The 17,718-nt window shown below is 37.4% G+C and carries 19 protein-coding genes; 11 read left to right on the forward strand and 8 right to left on the reverse strand.

The window, feature by feature from the left end; genetic code table 11:
* Positions 1-142 precede the first annotated feature (142 nt).
* Positions 143-1,549 carry a trypsin-like peptidase domain-containing protein gene (locus ZA06_RS11145; RefSeq protein WP_053977559.1) on the reverse strand — a complete coding sequence of 469 codons (1,407 nt, stop codon included), beginning with the start codon at positions 1,547-1,549 and terminating at the stop codon, positions 143-145.
* Positions 1,550-1,708: 159 nt separating this feature from the next.
* On the opposite strand from ZA06_RS11145, the gene dapF reads away from it, so the two are divergent.
* The 5 genes from dapF (at position 1,709) to ZA06_RS11170 (ending at position 5,745) form a co-directional block, all read left to right on the forward strand.
* Positions 1,709-2,488 (forward strand): diaminopimelate epimerase, encoded by a 780-nt coding sequence (dapF, locus tag ZA06_RS11150; RefSeq protein ID WP_053977560.1) that lies wholly within the window; start codon positions 1,709-1,711, stop codon positions 2,486-2,488.
* Positions 2,482-3,006, forward strand: a complete 525-nt coding sequence (locus tag ZA06_RS11155; protein WP_053977561.1) for a GNAT family N-acetyltransferase — start codon at positions 2,482-2,484, stop codon at positions 3,004-3,006. Before dapF ends, ZA06_RS11155 begins: the two co-directional genes overlap by 7 nt.
* Positions 3,007-4,050, forward strand: a complete 1,044-nt coding sequence (mltG, locus tag ZA06_RS11160; protein ID WP_053977562.1) for an endolytic transglycosylase MltG — start codon at positions 3,007-3,009, stop codon at positions 4,048-4,050.
* Positions 4,051-4,052: 2 nt separating this feature from the next.
* Entirely contained in the window at positions 4,053-4,964 is a 912-nt protein-coding gene (locus tag ZA06_RS11165; RefSeq protein WP_157503238.1) for a DUF2279 domain-containing protein, read from the forward strand.
* A 106-nt stretch (positions 4,965-5,070) separates the two neighbouring features.
* The gene (locus tag ZA06_RS11170) at positions 5,071-5,745 is read left to right on the forward strand and encodes a hypothetical protein (RefSeq protein ID WP_053977564.1); all 675 of its coding nucleotides are present in this window, start codon (positions 5,071-5,073) and stop codon (positions 5,743-5,745) included.
* A gap of 9 nt (positions 5,746-5,754) precedes the next feature.
* Here ZA06_RS11170 and ZA06_RS11175 read toward each other — a convergent pair whose 3' ends face one another.
* From ZA06_RS11175 to dnaA, 4 genes are all read right to left on the reverse strand, one after another.
* Entirely contained in the window at positions 5,755-6,471 is a 717-nt protein-coding gene (locus ZA06_RS11175; RefSeq protein WP_053977565.1) for an SAM-dependent methyltransferase, read from the reverse strand.
* 2 nt (positions 6,472-6,473) lie between these two features.
* Positions 6,474-7,877 (reverse strand): PQQ-dependent sugar dehydrogenase, encoded by a 1,404-nt coding sequence (locus ZA06_RS11180; protein WP_053977566.1) that lies wholly within the window; start codon positions 7,875-7,877, stop codon positions 6,474-6,476.
* A 62-nt stretch (positions 7,878-7,939) separates the two neighbouring features.
* Positions 7,940-8,401 (reverse strand): low molecular weight protein-tyrosine-phosphatase, encoded by a 462-nt coding sequence (locus ZA06_RS11185; protein WP_053977567.1) that lies wholly within the window; start codon positions 8,399-8,401, stop codon positions 7,940-7,942.
* A 3-nt stretch (positions 8,402-8,404) separates the two neighbouring features.
* Entirely contained in the window at positions 8,405-9,832 is a 1,428-nt protein-coding gene (dnaA, locus tag ZA06_RS11190) for a chromosomal replication initiator protein DnaA (protein ID WP_053977568.1), read from the reverse strand.
* A gap of 198 nt (positions 9,833-10,030) precedes the next feature.
* On the opposite strand from dnaA, the gene ZA06_RS11195 reads away from it, so the two are divergent.
* The gene (locus tag ZA06_RS11195) at positions 10,031-10,441 is read left to right on the forward strand and encodes an acyl-CoA thioesterase (protein WP_053977569.1); all 411 of its coding nucleotides are present in this window, start codon (positions 10,031-10,033) and stop codon (positions 10,439-10,441) included.
* Here ZA06_RS11195 and ZA06_RS11200 read toward each other — a convergent pair.
* From ZA06_RS11200 to ribD, 3 genes are read right to left on the reverse strand one after another with little or no spacing between them, the layout of a single operon-like run.
* Complete coding sequence (locus tag ZA06_RS11200; RefSeq protein ID WP_157503274.1) at positions 10,438-11,058, reverse strand: IMPACT family protein; 621 nt, start codon at positions 11,056-11,058, stop codon at positions 10,438-10,440. The two genes, ZA06_RS11195 and ZA06_RS11200, sit on opposite strands and share 4 nt — an antisense overlap.
* Before the next feature lie 29 nt (positions 11,059-11,087).
* On the reverse strand, positions 11,088-11,699 hold the full coding sequence (locus tag ZA06_RS11205; RefSeq protein ID WP_053977571.1) for an HAD family hydrolase: 612 nt from the start codon (positions 11,697-11,699) through the stop codon (positions 11,088-11,090).
* The gene (gene ribD, locus ZA06_RS11210; protein WP_053977572.1) at positions 11,692-12,744 is read right to left on the reverse strand and encodes a bifunctional diaminohydroxyphosphoribosylaminopyrimidine deaminase/5-amino-6-(5-phosphoribosylamino)uracil reductase RibD; all 1,053 of its coding nucleotides are present in this window, start codon (positions 12,742-12,744) and stop codon (positions 11,692-11,694) included. The genes ZA06_RS11205 and ribD overlap by 8 nt, the downstream gene beginning before the upstream one ends.
* 34 nt (positions 12,745-12,778) lie before the next feature.
* On the opposite strand from ribD, the gene ZA06_RS11215 reads away from it, so the two are divergent.
* The 5 genes from ZA06_RS11215 (at position 12,779) to ZA06_RS11235 (ending at position 17,716) form a co-directional block, all read left to right on the forward strand.
* The gene (locus ZA06_RS11215; protein WP_053978065.1) at positions 12,779-13,267 is read left to right on the forward strand and encodes a GNAT family N-acetyltransferase; all 489 of its coding nucleotides are present in this window, start codon (positions 12,779-12,781) and stop codon (positions 13,265-13,267) included.
* Positions 13,264-14,130, forward strand: coding sequence for a peptide chain release factor N(5)-glutamine methyltransferase (gene prmC, locus ZA06_RS11220; protein WP_053977573.1), 867 nt, complete (start codon positions 13,264-13,266; stop codon positions 14,128-14,130). Before ZA06_RS11215 ends, prmC begins: the two co-directional genes overlap by 4 nt.
* Complete coding sequence (locus ZA06_RS11225; protein ID WP_053977574.1) at positions 14,127-14,717, forward strand: LOG family protein; 591 nt, start codon at positions 14,127-14,129, stop codon at positions 14,715-14,717. Before prmC ends, ZA06_RS11225 begins: the two co-directional genes overlap by 4 nt.
* A 186-nt stretch (positions 14,718-14,903) precedes the next feature.
* Positions 14,904-16,898, forward strand: coding sequence for an NAD-dependent DNA ligase LigA (gene ligA / locus ZA06_RS11230; RefSeq protein ID WP_053977575.1), 1,995 nt, complete (start codon positions 14,904-14,906; stop codon positions 16,896-16,898).
* Between the two features lie 98 nt (positions 16,899-16,996).
* Positions 16,997-17,716 carry a hypothetical protein gene (locus ZA06_RS11235; protein ID WP_053977576.1) on the forward strand — a complete coding sequence of 240 codons (720 nt, stop codon included), beginning with the start codon at positions 16,997-16,999 and terminating at the stop codon, positions 17,714-17,716.
* The last annotated feature ends 2 nt before the right edge of the window (positions 17,717-17,718 follow it).

The raw sequence follows: 17,718 nt of genomic DNA on the forward strand, positions 1-17,718 counted from the left end.
ATGTTTAGTGTGTTGTTAAAATTAAATTTTTGTCAAAAGTACATTATTTCAAACGTTTTCGTAACCAATTTTAACAAATAAAAATCCCCTTACACTACCCAAAATAGCGTAAGGAGATTAACATGTTTTTAAGGAATTTAACTTATCTCCAATAAAAATTTTCTTTTTGACCATTTTTGTTGATAATCTCGAACTTCAATGGTTCTCCGTTTGTGTTTTCGGTAATAATTTTTTTAGCTTCATCAACGTCACGAACTTTAACATCGTTTATAGCTGTGATGATATTACCTTCTTCAATGCCATTCTTTTTCCAATATCTAGCATAAGTATTGTCCAAAGCCGCTATTTTAATACCATTATTGGTACGGTATTTTTGCAAATCGGAAGCTTTAGCATTTTTCACCTGTCCAACAATAGGAAGCGTTAAAGTAGAATTCTTCATCAAGGTTACAGGAAGTACCTTTGTATCTCCATTTCTTAGTAATGTCACATTGACTACGTCATCCGGACGTTTTGTAGTAAGATAACCTTTTAGGTCGGCAAACTTCGAAATTTTAATGTGATCCAATTTTGTAATGACATCTCCTTCTTTAATACCTGCCAAATCTGCTCCGGTGTCTTCTTCAATGCCGTTTACATAAAATCCTTCCGAAGTTTCCACACCAAAATGTTCAGCCGATTCACTGTTAAGGGAAATTCCCGTAACACCCAAAATACCAGTTTGTACATCGCCAAATTCCATGATATCTTCAACTACTTTTCTGGCAATATTACTTGGCACTGCAAAGGAATATCCAATATATGAGCCTGTTTGGGAAGAAATAGCGGTGTTGATTCCTATAAGATCTCCATTGGCATTTACCAGAGCGCCCCCAGAGTTGCCTGGGTTCACGGCGGCATCGGTTTGAATGAAGGACTGCATGTTTCTACCAGACAAATCCCTTGCCTTAGCACTGATGATACCCGCAGTTACGGTTGAAGTTAGATTGAATGGATTCCCAACAGCCAATACCCATTCACCAATTTTTGCTTGGTCCGAATCACCAAAGGAAATGTATGGCAATTCTTCTTCCGCATCAATTTTTAACAGGGCGATATCGGTTTTTTCATCCGTACCAATAAGTTGGGCATCGTAAATTTTGTTGTCATTTAGTGTAATTGAAATTTCTCTGGCACCATTAATCACATGGTTATTGGTAATGATATAGCCATCTGGAGAAATTATCACGCCGCTTCCGGTTCCAACCTGGGCTCTTTGGGATTGCCTTCCAAAGAAAAAATCTTCAAAACTGTTTTGTCCTGTAATGATGGCCGTGTTCTTAACGTGTACTACAGAGTGCACCGTTTTTTCGGCAGCTGAAACAAAATTGGGGGCATTCACAGCATTGGCAATATTGGAAACGTTCTGGACGGTGGGAAAATATGTAGATTCGCTAACCGTCGTAGGGGATTGGAAAGCAGTATTTTGATCGAAATACATTTTATAGGCAGACAGTGTAATGACTCCACCTAATACGGAAACTAAAACTAAAGACAGTAATTTTTTCATAGTTTATTAGGATTTTATGGTTTATATATTGAATAATTTAACGTTTAAAATTACTTTTTTATTGAATGGACAATTTCTATTTAACGCTTTTTAACGTTGGTTTTAACGCCTATTTAACAACGGGATTTACCGTCGATTATTCCTATATTTGTCCCCAATATGAAACTTACTTTTTACAAATATCAAGGAACAGGGAACGATTTTGTGATGATTGATAATCGTCAACAAACTTTCGACAAAAATGATACCAAACAAGTAGCTTTTTTGTGTGACAGACGTTTTGGCATTGGTGCCGATGGTTTGATTTTATTGGAAAACCACCCAGAATATGACTTCAAAATGGTGTATTACAACGCCGATGGAAACGAAAGCTCTATGTGCGGTAATGGAGGTAGATGCTTGGTGGCGTTTGCAAAACATTTGGGAGTTATTGAAGACAAGGCTACGTTTGAGGCTGTGGACGGACTTCACCATGCCACGGTAGACAACAATATTGTACACCTACAGATGCAGGATGTGGATTTGGTTGAACAACACAAATCGCATGTGTTTTTAAATACGGGATCTCCTCACCATGTGGAATTCAATAGTAATTTGGACGACATGGATGTTAAAACCGAAGGCGCTAAAATCCGTTATAGTGAATTGTATGGTAAAGCAGGAAGCAATATTAATTTTGTGAGTAAAATTGAAGACGGCTTTTTCGCTGTGAGAACTTATGAAAGAGGAGTGGAAGATGAAACCTTATCTTGTGGAACAGGCGTTACTGCTGTAGCTATTGCCATGCACAATACAGGACAAACCGATAAGGAAACAATAGCTTTGCAAGTTCAAGGAGGACAATTGAAGGTGTCTTTTGAAGTTACAAATGGCCATTACAATAATGTTTGGCTTATTGGTCCTGCAATATTTGTGTTTAAAGGTGAAATTGAATGCTAACACTCAAAGGGGATCATATCTATTTAAGGGCGTTGGAGCCAGAAGACTTGGAATTTGTCCATGCCATTGAAAATGATGAGTCCGTTTGGGAAATTAGCAACACCATAACCCCATATTCCAGATATGCCATCAAGCTGTATCTGGAAAATGCCCACAGAGACATTTTTGAAGTTAAACAGTTGCGATTGGCCATTTGTAACAATAGTGATACAGTCATTGGCTTGATCGACCTTTTTGATTTCGATTTCAAAAACAGAAGAGCCGGTATCGGAATTTTGATAAAAGATGAGGTGAATCGAGGTATGGGCCATGGTAATGACGCTCTAAAGCTGCTCATAGGGTATTGCGATAAGTATTTAAATCTACATCAACTGTATTGCAATATTTCTGAAGAAAATAAAGCCAGTATCAAATTGTTTGAGGGCAACGGCTTTCAAAAAGTAGGGCTGAAGAAGGATTGGAACTTTGCAGATGGTTCCTTCAAAAACGAATATTTATTTCAACGTATATCTAGTTAAATGTACTTTAAAAAAATACTGTTGGCAATTGCCCTTTTAGGCTTGGCCATTGCTGCTTTTATTGCATATTATATTTATGGAGCCATGTTTAAGCCAAATACAAGCTTTAATAATGAGCAGGCTTATGTGTATATTCCGTCCGGAGCTACCTACCAAGATGTTAGGGAGCAATTGGAACCATTGTTGTTGGATATCGATAAATTTGATGCCCTTGCCAATAGAAAGCAATACACAACCAATATCAAAGCAGGGAAGTATGTCATTAAAAAAGGCATGAGCAATAATGACATTATAAATACCATAAGAAGCAATAATATTCCTATCAAACTGTCTTTTAACAATCAGGAAAGTCTAGCAAAATTAGCGGGAAGGATTGCTGTCCAGATAGAAGCCGATAGTTTGTCATTGTTGAACGAAATGACTTCCAAGGCATTTTTGGACGCCAATGGATTTTCTGAGAAAACAGCTCTAGGAATGTACATTCCTAACAGTTACCAATTTTTTTGGAATACCTCTTCTGAGCAATTCTGCGAGCGTATGGCAACCGAATACAGTAGGTTTTGGAATGACAGTAGAAAGGCTAAAGCCAAAGAAATTGGTTTGAGCCAAAATGAGGTCATGACTTTGGCTTCCATTGTACATGAAGAATCCAAACAAGCAAGTGAGCAACCTAGAATTGCAGGGGTGTATATGAACAGAATCAAGATTGGTATGCCTTTACAGGCCGATCCAACCTTGAAATATGCGGCCTACCAATTACCAGAATATCAGGGTACGGTTATTAAACGTGTTTTGAATGTCCATAAGGAAATTGAATCGCCATACAACACCTATAAATATGCTGGCTTGCCTCCTGGGCTTATATCCATGCCAGATATTTCGGCCATAGATGCGGTTTTGAACTATGAGAAACATAATTACTTGTATTTTGCTGCCGATGCCAAGCGTTTGGGATACCATAAATTTGCCAAAACTTTGACACAGCATAACATTAATGCTAGGGAATACCAAAGTTATTTATCTTCTCAAGGGATAAGACGATAGGGGTGAAGCGTGGCCTCACTCAAATAATATTGTTTTGTTTTGCGGTTACTGCCAGCTATGCCCAAACAGGAATAAATAAGTTTCTTAAGCCAAGTGACACTCTCAATATAAAAAGGAGAAATGCAGTGGTTATTTCCGAAGCTTCACTTGCAACCATGGCGTTGATTGGTTTGGACCAACTTTGGTACGCCGATTATCCTCGTTCAAAATTCCATACCCTAAATGACAACCAAGAATGGTTGCAAATGGATAAATTGGGACATGTTTACACCTCTTACCAAATGGGGAGATTGGGAGCAAACACATTGCAATGGAGTGGGGTAAGCGAAAGAGACCAATTGTTGTACGGCGGTACTTTAGGCTTTGCTTTTTTAACGGCAGTGGAGGTTTTTGATGGATTTTCAGAGGAATGGGGCTTTTCTTGGGGAGATGTTATTGCCAATGCTTCGGGTACGGGATTGTATATTGGCCAAGAATTACTTTGGAAAGAACAGCGAATGACTTTAAAATATTCGTTTCATGAAACCCATTATGCACAGCTGCGGCCCGAAACCCTTGGAGATGGATTTTTGGAAGAAATCCTGAAAGATTACAATGGGCAAACTTATTGGCTAAGTATTAATCTACATTCGTTTTTTAAGGAAAGTAAAATTCCGAGGTGGTTGAACATGGCTTTTGGCTATGGAGCAGAGGGAATGCTTTTTGGATCGGAAAATGAAAATATTGAAGAAATTATTGAAAAAAATAGGCGCCGACAGTATTTTTTTAGCCTCGATGTAGATTTAACTAAAATTAACACAAACTCCCATTTTTTAAGAACTGTTTTTGAAGTTTTTAACCTTATTAAGATACCTTTTCCTACAGTGGAGTTCACCGATAAAAATTGCATAAAGTTCCACGGAATCTATTTTTGAAGTACTTAAGCGATTAATTTTCAGGGTTTAAAAAAAAGTTATACCTTTGCCCGCTGAAATTTAAAGCCCGTTTTTGGGGAGATAACGGCTTTATAAATTAGCTATTATGATAAAAAAGAAAACTAATTTTTTCGTAATCCCTCTTACAATTTGTGCGCTGATTTATTTGGCGCTTTCTTCTAACCAAGAAGCCGTTGATATGGGTGACTATTCAACAGAAGGGTTAGAACTTGATTTTACAGTTTCAGAAGATTTGGCTTTTTTAGCTAATGAAACTGAAGAGCCCACAACTCCTTTCTCCGAGGAGGTCTATTTTCCAAATATAGGAAAAACCTATATAGGATTCAAGGAAGCGATTGCTTTTAAGGAATCCAGAGGAAATTATTTTACGGTGAATACGTTAGGCTATCTTGGAAAGTACCAATTTGGTGCAGAAACCTTGAAATTAATAGGAATTTATAATCCTAACCAGTTTTTGTACAATCCGGAACTTCAAGAAAAAGCCTTTTTGGCCAATGCAGAACGCAATAAGTGGATTTTGCGTAAAGACATCAAGCGTTTTGTAGGAACTACCATTAACGGTATCAGCGTTACGGAATCCGGTATTTTAGCTGCGGCTCACTTGGCGGGACCTGGAAGCGTAAAGAAATTCCTGAGAAGTTCGGGGGTTGACAATTTCAAGGATGCCTATGGAACATCTGTAAAGTACTATATGAAACGATTTTCAGGGTACGATACTTCCCATATTGTTCCTAATAAAACAGCAAAAGCTATTTTATAGTTGTATTGATTATTCCTTATGAATGATAAAGATTGACGGACGTTTGTGTAAGTCAATCTTTGTCGTTTTCCATTGCTTGGCCGTTAAGGTTTTAATGTATTCGGTAGGCAATGTAATGTCGCAGGCCACACAAATTTTGGTTTGAGGCTGTAAAACTTGACATAAATCTTCTAAAAGCTTATTGTTCCTGTAAGGGGTTTCAATAAAAATCTGACTTTGATTTTCTTCTTGAGAACGTCTCTCCAATTTTTTTAATGTGTTTTTGCGTTCCTGTTTGTCGATAGGTAAATAACCGTTGAAAGCAAAACTCTGCCCATTCATTCCAGAACTCATCATTGCTAGAATTATAGAAGAAGGTCCTACTAGAGGAACAACCTGAATGTTGTTTTGATGTGCCAAATTCACAATTTCAGCACCGGGATCTGCAACTCCAGGACAGCCAGCTTCAGAAAGAAGTCCCATGTCTATGCCTTCTTTACATGGATCTAAAAAAGTCATCATCTCCATACTCTCCGTGTATTTGTTAAGTACTTGTAGATGCAATTTTGGTTGCGATTTTTGAGGACAGACATGTTTTATAAAGTGCCTTGCCGATTTTTCGTTTTCTACAATAAAAGAATCTATATGTTCTATGACACTTTTTACCGAAATAGGAAGTACTTCCAATGAGGGATTGTCTCCTAAAAGAGTTGGGATGAGGTATAATTTACCAGTGTTCTTTTCCATTCTTAATCAACGATTAGTTTTTTTATAACCCTTGAGCCATTTATTTTTTTGAGTTCCATAAGGTAGACCCCTGCTGAAAAGTTTTCAGAAGAGATGGTAATTATAGAGCTTTCAAAATTAGTGATAGATTTTAAGAATTTCCCTTGAATATCGTAAAGATTTAATTGGTTTATGGAAGTGTTGTTGTTGAGGTCTACAGTTATGGTTTGGTTTTGGGAACTTGCATATATTTTTACTTCTGCCATGTGTTCATCCTCCATTCCTAAACTGTTCCCGGTGATTTTGTAGATAGTTCCTGAAGTTAAACCTGCAATATATAATTCACCACTCACATCTTCTCCAAAACAGCTCCATTCATTGTTTAAATATGGAGGGGTGAAAGTCATGGTCCAATCACTGCCATTAGCTTGAAGGGTGCCAATTTCATTGCTACAAAAGTCGGCGAAAAAATAGAGACCATTGAAGCCGGCTTGTTCCGAACCTCGATATCTATAGCCCCCTGTAATAGAGCATTTCGTGGGGCCTCCATTGCCACTGTGGCTATAAACACCAACGGGAAAAGTTAGAGTGCTGTCGTCTGGGCAATTTGTTGAATTGTATGCTGTATTTCCTTCATAGCATCGCCATCCGTAGTTTAATCCGTTTACGGAAGTTGAAGGAGTAACCATATTGATTTCTTCGTATAAATTCTGACCAACATCAGCAATCCATAAGTCATTGGTGTCACGATCAAAGGAAAATTTCCAAGGGTTTCTCAGTCCGTAGGCCCATATTTCATCTAGGGCATTGGGATTGGATACAAAAGGATTATCACTTGGAATCCCATAGTTGTTTCCTACAGAGGGGTTATCCACATCAATTCTCAACAATTTTCCTAAAAGAGAGGTAAGATTCTGAGCTCTATTTTGCGGATCGCCTGAACTTCCGCCATCACCTGTGCCAATGTATAAATAGCCATCTGGACCAAAGGCAAGATCTCCGCCGTTATGGTTGTTGTAGGGTTGGGTGATGGTTAATAAAATTAATTCAGAGTTGGGATCGGCTGTGTTGGTATCGGTTCTTTCAAATCTGGAAATGACTGTGTTTTGGCTATTGTTGATATAGTTTACATAAAAATAGCCATTGGTTTCATAGTTAGGGTGGAAGGCCAAGCCCAACAAACCTTGTTCGCTAGCACCGTCATATACAATGGAAGTAATGTCCAAAAAAGGAGCTGCGTTTAAAGTTCCTTCAGAACTTATAATTTGAATGGTGCCGGCTTGTTCTGCAACAAACAGTCTTTCATCACCAGCATGTTTAATGTTCACCGGATCTACCAACCCAGTGGCAAAAGATGTAATTTCAATGTCTTGGGAAAAGCTAATCTGAACAAAAAGGGCCAACAGAAGGGTAAAGGGAAGTTTCATTTTGATGTATTAGAATGCTTAGATACAACAAAATACAAAAATGAGATTGAAAAAAGGGGTGGTTAGGAATTAAGTTGGTCTGCAATTTCTTGACAAACGGTATCCAAAAGGGCAAAAACATGTTCAAAATCACTCATGTCGCCATAATAAGGGTCGGGAACATTTTTGCTTGAAATATTGGTGTCTGCATCCAAAATCTTTCGGACTTTGGCAATATCATCCTCGGTACGGGCCAATCTAACAATATCATTATAATTGTCTTGGTCCATGGCATAGATGATATCAAAAGTATCAAAATCATTTTTGCTAAACTGTCTCCCGGCTTGATGGGAAATATCAATGCCGTGCAATCTAGCAACAGCTATAGACCTTCTGTCCGGCTGTTGGCCAATATGATAATTGGAAGTGCCTGCAGAATCCACATAGAATAAATGGTCGGGAAGTTTGGATTCCAAAATTCCATGAGCCAATGGTGACCTGCAGATATTTCCGAGACACACCATTAAAATTCTTGTGATAGCCATTTGTTAAACGGAGAATTTTTTAGAAAGATCGTCTACGTATTTTCTAAATTGCTTGTCTGTAGCAGTCAAGTTATCAACTGTTTTGCAAGCATGTAATACTGTAGCGTGATCGCGTTTTCCAATTTGAGATCCAATACTTGCCAAAGAGGCTTTGGTGTACTTTTTAGCAAAGAACATAGCCAATTGTCTAGCTTGCACAATGTGTCTTTTTCTAGTTTTAGACTGCAAGGTGCTTACATCCATTTGGAAATAATCCGACACGACTTTTTGGATATAATCGATAGAAACTTCGCGTTTGGTATTCTTTACAAATTTCTCAACAATATCTTTTGCAAGGTTAAGGGTGACTTCCTTTTTGTTGAAAGAAGACTGGGCGATCAAAGAGATGATAGCGCCTTCCAATTCCCTTACATTGGTTTTGATATGCTTGGCAATGTATTCAATAATATCGTCAGAGATTTCTACACCGTCACGGTACAATTTGTTTCTTAAGATAGAAACTCGGGTTTCAAAATCTGGGGTTTGCAATTCTGCAGAAAGTCCCCATTTAAAACGGGACAACAAGCGTTGCTCAATATCTTGCATGTCTACAGGAGCCTTATCACTGGTAAGGATTACCTGTTTGCCGTTTTGGTGCAAGTGGTTGAAAATGTGGAAAAACACGTCTTGCGTTCCTGATTTTCCAGACAAAAACTGAACATCATCAATAATAAGAACGTCAATGATTTGGTAGAAATGAATGAAGTCATTTCTGTTGTTCTTTTTTACGGAATCAATGTACTGCTGAGTGAATTTTTCAGCTGAAATATATAGAACAGTTTTCTCTGGATACTTGTCTTTAATATCAATACCAATGGCGTGTGCCAAGTGGGTTTTTCCTAAGCCAACACCACCAAAAATCAAAAGAGGATTAAAAGAAGTTCCTCCTGGTTTGCTAGCTACAGCCAAACCGGCATTTCTGGCCAATCGGTTAGAGTCTCCCTCCAAAAAGTTCTCAAAATTGTAATTTGGATTCAGCTGAGATTCAATCTTGATATTTCTGATACCAGGAATTACAAATGGATTTTTAAGTTCTGGATTTTTGTTGTTGAATGGAATGTCAACATCTTGGGATTTTACCGCAGTACGGTTGGAACTCGGTATTTTTTCAGTGAACGGCTGCTTGTTGCCATAGGTGTTTTCCATCTTGATAACATATACCAATTTGGCACTGTCACCAAGCTCTTTGGTAAGGGCAACTTTAAGGATTTTTACGTAGTGCTCCTCAAGCCATTCGTAGAAAAATTTACTGGGAACTTGAATGCTTAACGCTTTGTCTGAAAGTTTGACTGCTTGTATGGGTTCAAACCAAGTTTTATAAGCTTGGGGTTGTATGTTATCCTTAATAAAAGACAGGCAATTATTCCAAACTGATTGCGCAGTTACATCCATTCTCTAAGATTATTTGTTGTTTAGTTAGTTTAGTTTTAGTAAAAAAAAGAGAAAATAGAGTTTCTCTTGGATCAAATTTTTACATGACAAATATGTGAACAAAATTCTTAAAAAAAAAACTGAATAGGGGTTGAATTTTTAGAATTTTTTTAGCATGTTTAAATTTCCTTGAAAGTACGAAAAAAAAATTAAAAAAGAATGGGTAACGCTTTAAAATCAGATGAAATACAATTTAGAATCCGATATGGAGAAACAGATCAAATGGGCGTTGTATACCACGGAAACTACGCGCAGTACTTCGAAATGGGACGAACCGAATGGTTACGAAAATTTGGGGTAAGTTATCGGCAAATGGAGGAGGAAGGAATCATGCTTCCTGTGGTGTCTTTGAGTGTAAATTTCAAGAAGTCAGCTCGTTATGATGATCAAGTTCGTGTAGTGACAACCTTGGCAAAAATTCCTTCGGCTTCAATTGAGTTTGATTATGAAATTTTTAATGCGGAAAATGAATTGTTAACAACTGGGAAAACTGTTTTGGCATTTATCGATATGAAACGCAATCGGCCAACCAGATGTCCAAAAAATATTTTAGACCAACTGCAAAATTAATCGTTTAAATTTTTGATGTCGATTTCATATAAAGCATCAAAAATTTGGAGAATTTCATCGGCATTTTTTAGGCGAACAGAAATGGTTATTTCACAGTCCATTTCCAACTTCTGATTGACGATTTTTAGGTCCTTTTCTTTGATGATTCGCATGACTTTGTTCATGTTCACATAATCGAAATGGATCAGAAATTCCGCGTTGATGGTTTTGGTCACAATTTTGGAAACCTCAAGTGCCATTTGGGCAGTAGTTTTGTAAGCATTTATCAACCCGCCAACACCAAGTTTGACGCCTCCGAAATAGCGAACCACAACTACTAATATGTTGGTCACTTCAAAAGATTGGATCTGTCCGTAAATTGGCATCCCGGCACTGTTGCTAGGTTCTCCGTCATCATTGGCTCTAAAAATGATGTTGGGTTCCTTTGTGCCTATTTGGTAGGCGTAGCACCAATGGCGTGCCGAGTGGTGCTGTTTTTTTAGGGCTTCAATATAGGTTTTTGCCTCTTCTTCAGATTTAATGGGGATGGCATAGCCGAAAAACTTACTGTTTTTATCCTTAAACAAGACTTCTTCAGATGCTTTGGTAATGGTTTTGTAAGTGTCTTTAGTCATCAGTGTGTTGGATAATGAATATCGGTATTGTTTTAAAATAAGTGTTTGTGCGTAGCAAACAAAGTGCAAACATCTTCGGTTTTAGGATCGATATTCCATACGTGAATTCCCAATGATTTTGCGGCATCTGTGTTTTCTTTTAAATCATCAACAAAAAGACATTCCTCTGGTTTTAGATTGTTTTCCCTTAGTACAAATTCGTAGATTTCGGTATCAGGTTTTCTTAGTTGAATTTCATGAGACAGGTAGAATTTGTCAAATTGCTTTTTGAAATCTTCAAACACAGAAATGTTTTCTTTTACCCAATCAATATGAAGTTCATTGGTGTTGCTTAAAAGGATAAGTTGGTAATTGCCATCTTTTGCCAACTGTTTCAAAAAATCCAGTTTATGCTCTGGAAAGTCTTTTAAAATGTAATTCCAGGCATCTTTTAAAGTCTCCTCGGAGATGTTCTTGAAATTTTGGAAGTAAAAATCCTTGAATTCTTCTGTGGAAATAAGTCCTTGTTCGTAAAGACAGTTCACCGATAGCATTTCTTCTGGAAATTCCTGAAGGTTCAAAGTGGCTTTGGTAGTCTCTATGGCGCCTTCCTTATCTAGGTTGATAAAAACGTCTCCAAAGTCGAATATAATGGTTTTAATCATTGCGGTATATGTTTAAACTGTCTTGTAAAATGTGTTGTTGCGAAACTAACGTTCCATGAATTTTTGGAGCTTCGATGCCTTTTTCAAAAAGAACATTGCCGGTAAACACCCTTGCTTCATCCCAAAGGCCTTCATTTATAAAAGTCTGCAGTGTTTGCGCTCCCCCCTCAATAATTACAGATTGAATGTCTTGTTTATGGAGAAGCTCACAAATTTGTTTGGCAATATGTGTGTTGTCTTCCCAAGCTATGAATTCTGTCTGAGTAAATTCAGAATTTAAAACGTTGGTATTTTCTGAAGATGAAATTACAATGGTTTTGGATTTATTATTGAAAACCCCAAGGTTTTTAGGGAGTTTACCTGTTCTGTCGAGTACAATTCTTATTGGGTTTTGGCCTTTCCAATCTCTAACCGTTAATTTAGGGTTGTCCTTAATAACGGTTTTAGTGCCCACTAAAATGGCATGTTCTTCGGTTCGCCATTTGTGAACAATTTGGCGCGAAAATGTATTGGTAATCCAAACAGGTTCCTGTTTGTTTTGTGTTTCAGGTGCCAAATAGCCATCTAGGGCTTGTGCCCATTTTAGGATGATGTATGGTCTTTGTTTGTTATGAAACGTAAAGAAGCGTTTATGGTGTTCTTGACACTCATTTTCTAAAACTCCAACAGTCACATTGCATCCGGCGGCTTTTAATTTTTCAATACCTTTTCCTGCAACTTTGCTATGGGTGTCAATGGTTCCAATAACCACTTTTGGAATCTGGGATTTGATAATCAAATCACTGCAAGGAGGCGTTTTTCCGAAATGGCTGCAAGGTTCAAGCGTCACGTAAAGTGTGGCTTCTTCCAAAAGTTTTGGGTCTTGAACGGAATGTATGGCATTTACCTCTGCATGATTTCCGCCGTATGGACTTGTAAAACCTTCGCCAATGATATTGTTCTCATGAACAATAACGCAGCCAACCATGGGATTGGGTCTTGTATGTCCCAAGCCATTTTTGGCAATATCTATACAGCGTTTTATGTATTTTTCGTGTATCTTCATCCCAAATTTGATGTGGCAAAAATACCAATTAAAAGTGAGCAAAAATAATATTGTCATTAGAGAAATTAAGGCTGAAGACGATGCTCAAGTAGCGGCTGTAATTCGAGATGTCCTGATTGAATTTGGGGTTCCAAAAGTTGGGACTGCCTATGAGGATGTAGCTTTGGATTGTATGACTATAACGTATAGTGCTCCTAAAATGGTATACTATGTTTTGGATGACAATGGTAAGGTTATTGGAGGCGCGGGAATTGCTCCTTTGGAGGGAGAGGTCGATGTGTGCGAATTGCAGAAAATGTATTTTCTTCCTGAAGCTAGAGGCACAGGATTAGGAAGTGCAATGATGACAAAATGCTTGGAAAAGGCCAAAGACTTGGGATTCAAAAAATGTTATTTGGAAACTTTGCCGTATATGAAGGCAGCCACGAAGTTGTATGGAAAGGTGGGTTTTGAAACTTTGGAAGCGCCAATGGGAAATACAGGACACTATTCGTGCAATGTTTGGATGATAAAAGAATTATGATTTTAAAGAATATAAAAACTCAGTTTCACCAGTCGCTTGATGCAATCTATGGGGTTGAGGAAGTAGATAGTTTTTTCGGTCTTCTTTTAGACCATTATTTCAAGATAAAACCAATCACCTTGGTTTTGGAGCCTCAGTACGAAATAGGTTCTGAAGATGCTGTAAAAATGAACGAGGTTTTAAAGAGGTTAATGGCGCAAGAACCTATACAGTACATATTGGGAGAAACCGAGTTTTTTGGATTACCATTTAAAGTATCTCCGGCAACTTTAATTCCAAGACCAGAAACGGAAGAATTGGTTAATTGGATAATTGAAATTAATAAAAATAAGCCTGAGCGATTAAGGATTTTGGATATAGGAACGGGAACGGGCTGTATTCCCATTAGTTTGGGACATTACTTGCCCAACGCTGAAATTTATACGCTAGATGTGAGTGCTCAAGCCATTAAAGTGGCCAAAGAAAATGCAGGAATAAATAATGTGGATGTGAACTTTATGGAAGGCGATATTCTTCAGTTTGAGAATTTAGCGCCTGAGTTTTTACAGCTCAAGTTTGATGTCATCGTCTCCAACCCCCCATATGTACGTGAACTAGAGAAAAGAGAGATGAAAACCAACGTTTTGGACTATGAGCCAGATTTGGCATTGTTTGTTCCTGATGATGATCCTTTACGTTTTTATAAAGTAATCACTAAATTTGCTAGTAAGAGTTTGAAAAACAACGGGATGTTGTTTTTTGAGATCAATCAATATCTTGGAGCGGAAATGCAGCAGTTGCTTATTGATAATAATTTTACAGATATAGAATTGCGTCAGGATATTTTTGGGAATAACAGGATGCTAAAAGGAATAAAGTTATGAAAACACTAAAATCGATAGCTGTATTTTGTGGAAGCAGCGAAGGAAATGATCTCAAGGTAATCAGTGATGCCCAGTTTTTAGGAAAGGTAATGGCGAAGGAAGACATTGCCTTGGTTTACGGAGCTGCGAAGATTGGAATCATGGGTAAAGTGGCTGAAGCCGTTTTGGAGCATAATGGCAAGGCAATAGGGGTTATTCCTGAATTTTTAAAATTAAAGGAAGTGGTACATTTAGGATTGCATGAGTTGATTACCACAGAAACCATGCATGAACGAAAGTTGAAGATGCATGAGCTTTCCGATGGCTTTATAGCTTTGCCAGGAGGGTTTGGCACCTTTGAAGAACTTTTTGAAATTATCACTTGGGCGCAACTTGGTTTGCATCAAAAGCCAATTGGCTTGTTGAATTCTAATGGATTCTACGATGACCTTATCAAAATGTTCGAGACCATGGTGGCCAAGGGACTTCTTAAAATTTCAAATTTAGATTTGCTGATTGTGGAAGATGATGTCAATAGACTACTTGATAAAATGAGAGGGTTCAAGCCTCAAGATGTACCACAATGGTTAAAGGCTGACAGAACCTAAAGTATTAAAAGGTTTTTCATTCAAAATTTTCTATTTTTTAAAACAACTCTTTGGGTTTTAATACGAAACTTTATCTAATTCTTCTGTTAATATAAAACTCAAAAAACAAATATGCCGTCAGGGGCATTTTAGTATCTTGGAACCCTGAAATTAAACCAAAATTCATACATCTTCATAAGTTTTTAAATGGATATTCTACAACACATTACTGCCTTAAGAGAAGAGCTTAGAAAGCATAATTATAATTACTACGTATTGGACAATCCAACCATAAGTGATTATGATTTTGATATGAAGTTGAAGGAATTGCAGGAGTTGGAAGCCAAATACCCTGAATATTATGACAGCAGTTCGCCTACTTTAAGAGTAGGAGGAGCTGTTACCAAGAATTTTGAAACAGTTGCGCATGAATACAGAATGTATTCATTGGACAATTCCTATTCCAAAGAAGATTTATTGGACTGGGAAGCGCGTATTAAAAAGTTGGTGGATGGTGATATATCTTATACCTGTGAGCTCAAATATGATGGAGCTTCCATAAGTTTGACTTATGAAGATGGAAAGTTACAAAAAGCGGTTACTCGTGGAGATGGTTTTCAAGGGGATGATGTAACCACTAATATCAAAACCATTAAGTCGGTTCCTTTGCAATTGAATGGGGATTACCCTCCAAAATTTGATATTAGAGGAGAGATTGTATTGCCGTTTGAGGGTTTCAACAAAATGAATGAAGAACGTATTGAAATTGGTGAAGAGCCTTACAGAAACCCTAGAAATACAGCCTCAGGGAGTTTGAAATTGCAGGACAGTGCGGAGGTTGCAAAGCGCCCTTTGGAATGTCTATTGTATACTGTGATTGGGCCTAACTTAGATATTGCAACTCAATATGAATGTTTAGACAAGGCCAGATCTTGGGGCTTTAAAGTGCCGAATACGGCGCATTTGGCGAATTCTATTGAAGAGGTTTTGGAGTTTATTGGGTATTGGGATACGAAAAGATTTGAGTTGCCTTATGAAACAGATGGAGTTGTAATTAAGGTCAATGATTTGTACCACCAAGAGGAACTGGGCTACACGGCTAAAGCACCTAGGTGGGCCATAGCATATAAGTTTAAGGCCGAACAAGTTTCAACTAGATTGAACAGTATAACCTATCAAGTTGGCCGTACGGGGGCTATTACGCCTGTTGCCAATTTGGATCCTGTGGAGTTGGCTGGAACTATTGTGAAAAGGGCTTCCTTGCATAATGCCGATCAAATTGAAAAATTGGATATTAGAGTAGGCGATGAAGTTTTTGTAGAAAAAGGGGGGGAAATTATTCCAAAAATTATTGCGGTCGATTTGAGTAAACGACCAATCGATTCTCAAGCTACCCAATATATTACCCATTGCCCAGAATGTGACACCGAATTGGTGAGACAAGAAGGCGAAGCGCAACATTACTGTCCTAATTACAACGGCTGTAAACCGCAGATTATTGGACGTATTCAGCATTATATTTCCAGAAAGGCCATGGATATTGAAGGCATGGGAGGCGAAACGGTTGCCTTGTTAGTAAATGGTGGTTTGATAGATAATTATTCCGATTTGTATGAGCTTACAAAAGAGCAAATTCTTCCTTTGGAAAGAATGGCTGATAAAAGTGCGGATAATTTGTTGAACGGTATTGAGGCTTCCAAACAGATTCCTTTTGAAAGAGTTTTGTATGCTTTGGGAATTAGATATGTTGGAGAAACCGTAGCTAAAAAATTGGCAAAACATTACAAGTCTATAGATAATTTAAAGGCTGCTTCACTGGAAGATTTGGTGAATGTGGATGAAATTGGGGTGAAAATAGCCGAAAGTGTTCTAGCCTTTTTTGAGGACGGGGCTAATATAAACATCGTTGAACGGTTAAAGAATTTTGGCGTCCAATTGGAGATTTCAGCTGAAAAATTGGCTGAACAAACCGATAAGTTGAAAAATCTCACTTTTGTGGTGTCTGGAGTTTTTGAAACCGTTTCCAGGGATGAACTTAAAAAACTTATAGAGGATAACGGTGGAAAGGTTTCATCTTCAATATCTTCCAAAACAAGTTATCTTGTTGCGGGCGATAAAATGGGGCCAAGTAAACGTACTAAAGCAGAGCAATTGAATTTAGCGATTATTTCGGAAAGTGAATTTTTGCAAATGGTTATGTAAAATCCTACAAAATGTATTCTTTTATCGATTAAATACATTTTTTAACGTTGAATTGTATTTATTGTGTTACATTTGGCAAAGACCAATCGAGCAAGTTTATGCTGAAAAGGAATATTTTAATCGCAATATTAACGGTTTTTAGTTTAGGATTTATTGGCCTTCAATTGCTTCAGTATGAATATTATGCAATGGGGGTGAGGACTCTAATGTTAATCTTGTTAAGCTTTTTGTATGTAGTTAGCGTTAAGAACAAGCGTAATTTCTTCTTTTTGTTTTTATTGGCTTACACGCTTTCTGATATCTTTAATTTTTTTACTTGGGATTATAACTTAAAAGAAGGGGATTTTGATGTTTACTACTATCTAGGAAACGGACTGTATATTCTGTCTTATTTATTTTTGGTGGCCAAATTGCTTCAATCTATTAAAATTCGTGAAGTTGCGGCAAAATTACCTTTCCACGTTCTTATACTGTTTATTTTAGATTGCTTTTGTGTGGTAATTGTAACTAACACTACAAAAAGCGAGCTTGGTGTCTATCCTTATGTTTTGGAGTTTATTTATAATGCCGTAATCATGTTGTTGTTGACTCTGGCGTTACTGAATTATATCCATAAGGATGATAAAAAATCCATGAATTTTTTAATAGGCTCTATTTGTATTGTCTTTTCAGAAGTGATTCAATTGGCGTATTTCTATATTTCTGAAACGAATATTTTAAATGTAATTTCTTCGGTGTTCTTGGTATTGGCCTTTGTATTTTTTTATCTTCAATCGAGATTGGTATATTCGGAAAGAATGCAGATTGCCAATTCTTAATC

This window comes from Mangrovimonas xylaniphaga (genome assembly GCF_001280435.1).
GTDB classification, from domain to species: Bacteria; Bacteroidota; Bacteroidia; order Flavobacteriales; family Flavobacteriaceae; genus Mangrovimonas_A; species Mangrovimonas_A xylaniphaga.

Coding starts and splice junctions, on each gene's coding strand:
- ZA06_RS11145 (WP_053977559.1), bottom strand. CDS start 1,549: ATGAAAAAATTACTGTCTTTAGTTTTAGTTTCCGTATTAGGTGGAGTC.
- dapF (WP_053977560.1), top strand. CDS start 1,709: ATGAAACTTACTTTTTACAAATATCAAGGAACAGGGAACGATTTTGTG.
- ZA06_RS11155 (WP_053977561.1), top strand. CDS start 2,482: ATGCTAACACTCAAAGGGGATCATATCTATTTAAGGGCGTTGGAGCCA.
- mltG (WP_053977562.1), top strand. CDS start 3,007: ATGTACTTTAAAAAAATACTGTTGGCAATTGCCCTTTTAGGCTTGGCC.
- ZA06_RS11170 (WP_053977564.1), top strand. CDS start 5,071: ATGATAAAAAAGAAAACTAATTTTTTCGTAATCCCTCTTACAATTTGT.
- ZA06_RS11175 (WP_053977565.1), bottom strand. CDS start 6,471: ATGGAAAAGAACACTGGTAAATTATACCTCATCCCAACTCTTTTAGGA.
- ZA06_RS11180 (WP_053977566.1), bottom strand. CDS start 7,877: ATGAAACTTCCCTTTACCCTTCTGTTGGCCCTTTTTGTTCAGATTAGC.
- ZA06_RS11185 (WP_053977567.1), bottom strand. CDS start 8,401: ATGGCTATCACAAGAATTTTAATGGTGTGTCTCGGAAATATCTGCAGG.
- dnaA (WP_053977568.1), bottom strand. CDS start 9,832: ATGGATGTAACTGCGCAATCAGTTTGGAATAATTGCCTGTCTTTTATT.
- ZA06_RS11195 (WP_053977569.1), top strand. CDS start 10,031: ATGGGTAACGCTTTAAAATCAGATGAAATACAATTTAGAATCCGATAT.
- ZA06_RS11205 (WP_053977571.1), bottom strand. CDS start 11,699: ATGATTAAAACCATTATATTCGACTTTGGAGACGTTTTTATCAACCTA.
- ribD (WP_053977572.1), bottom strand. CDS start 12,744: ATGAAGATACACGAAAAATACATAAAACGCTGTATAGATATTGCCAAA.
- prmC (WP_053977573.1), top strand. CDS start 13,264: ATGATTTTAAAGAATATAAAAACTCAGTTTCACCAGTCGCTTGATGCA.
- ZA06_RS11225 (WP_053977574.1), top strand. CDS start 14,127: ATGAAAACACTAAAATCGATAGCTGTATTTTGTGGAAGCAGCGAAGGA.
- ligA (WP_053977575.1), top strand. CDS start 14,904: ATGGATATTCTACAACACATTACTGCCTTAAGAGAAGAGCTTAGAAAG.
- ZA06_RS11235 (WP_053977576.1), top strand. CDS start 16,997: ATGCTGAAAAGGAATATTTTAATCGCAATATTAACGGTTTTTAGTTTA.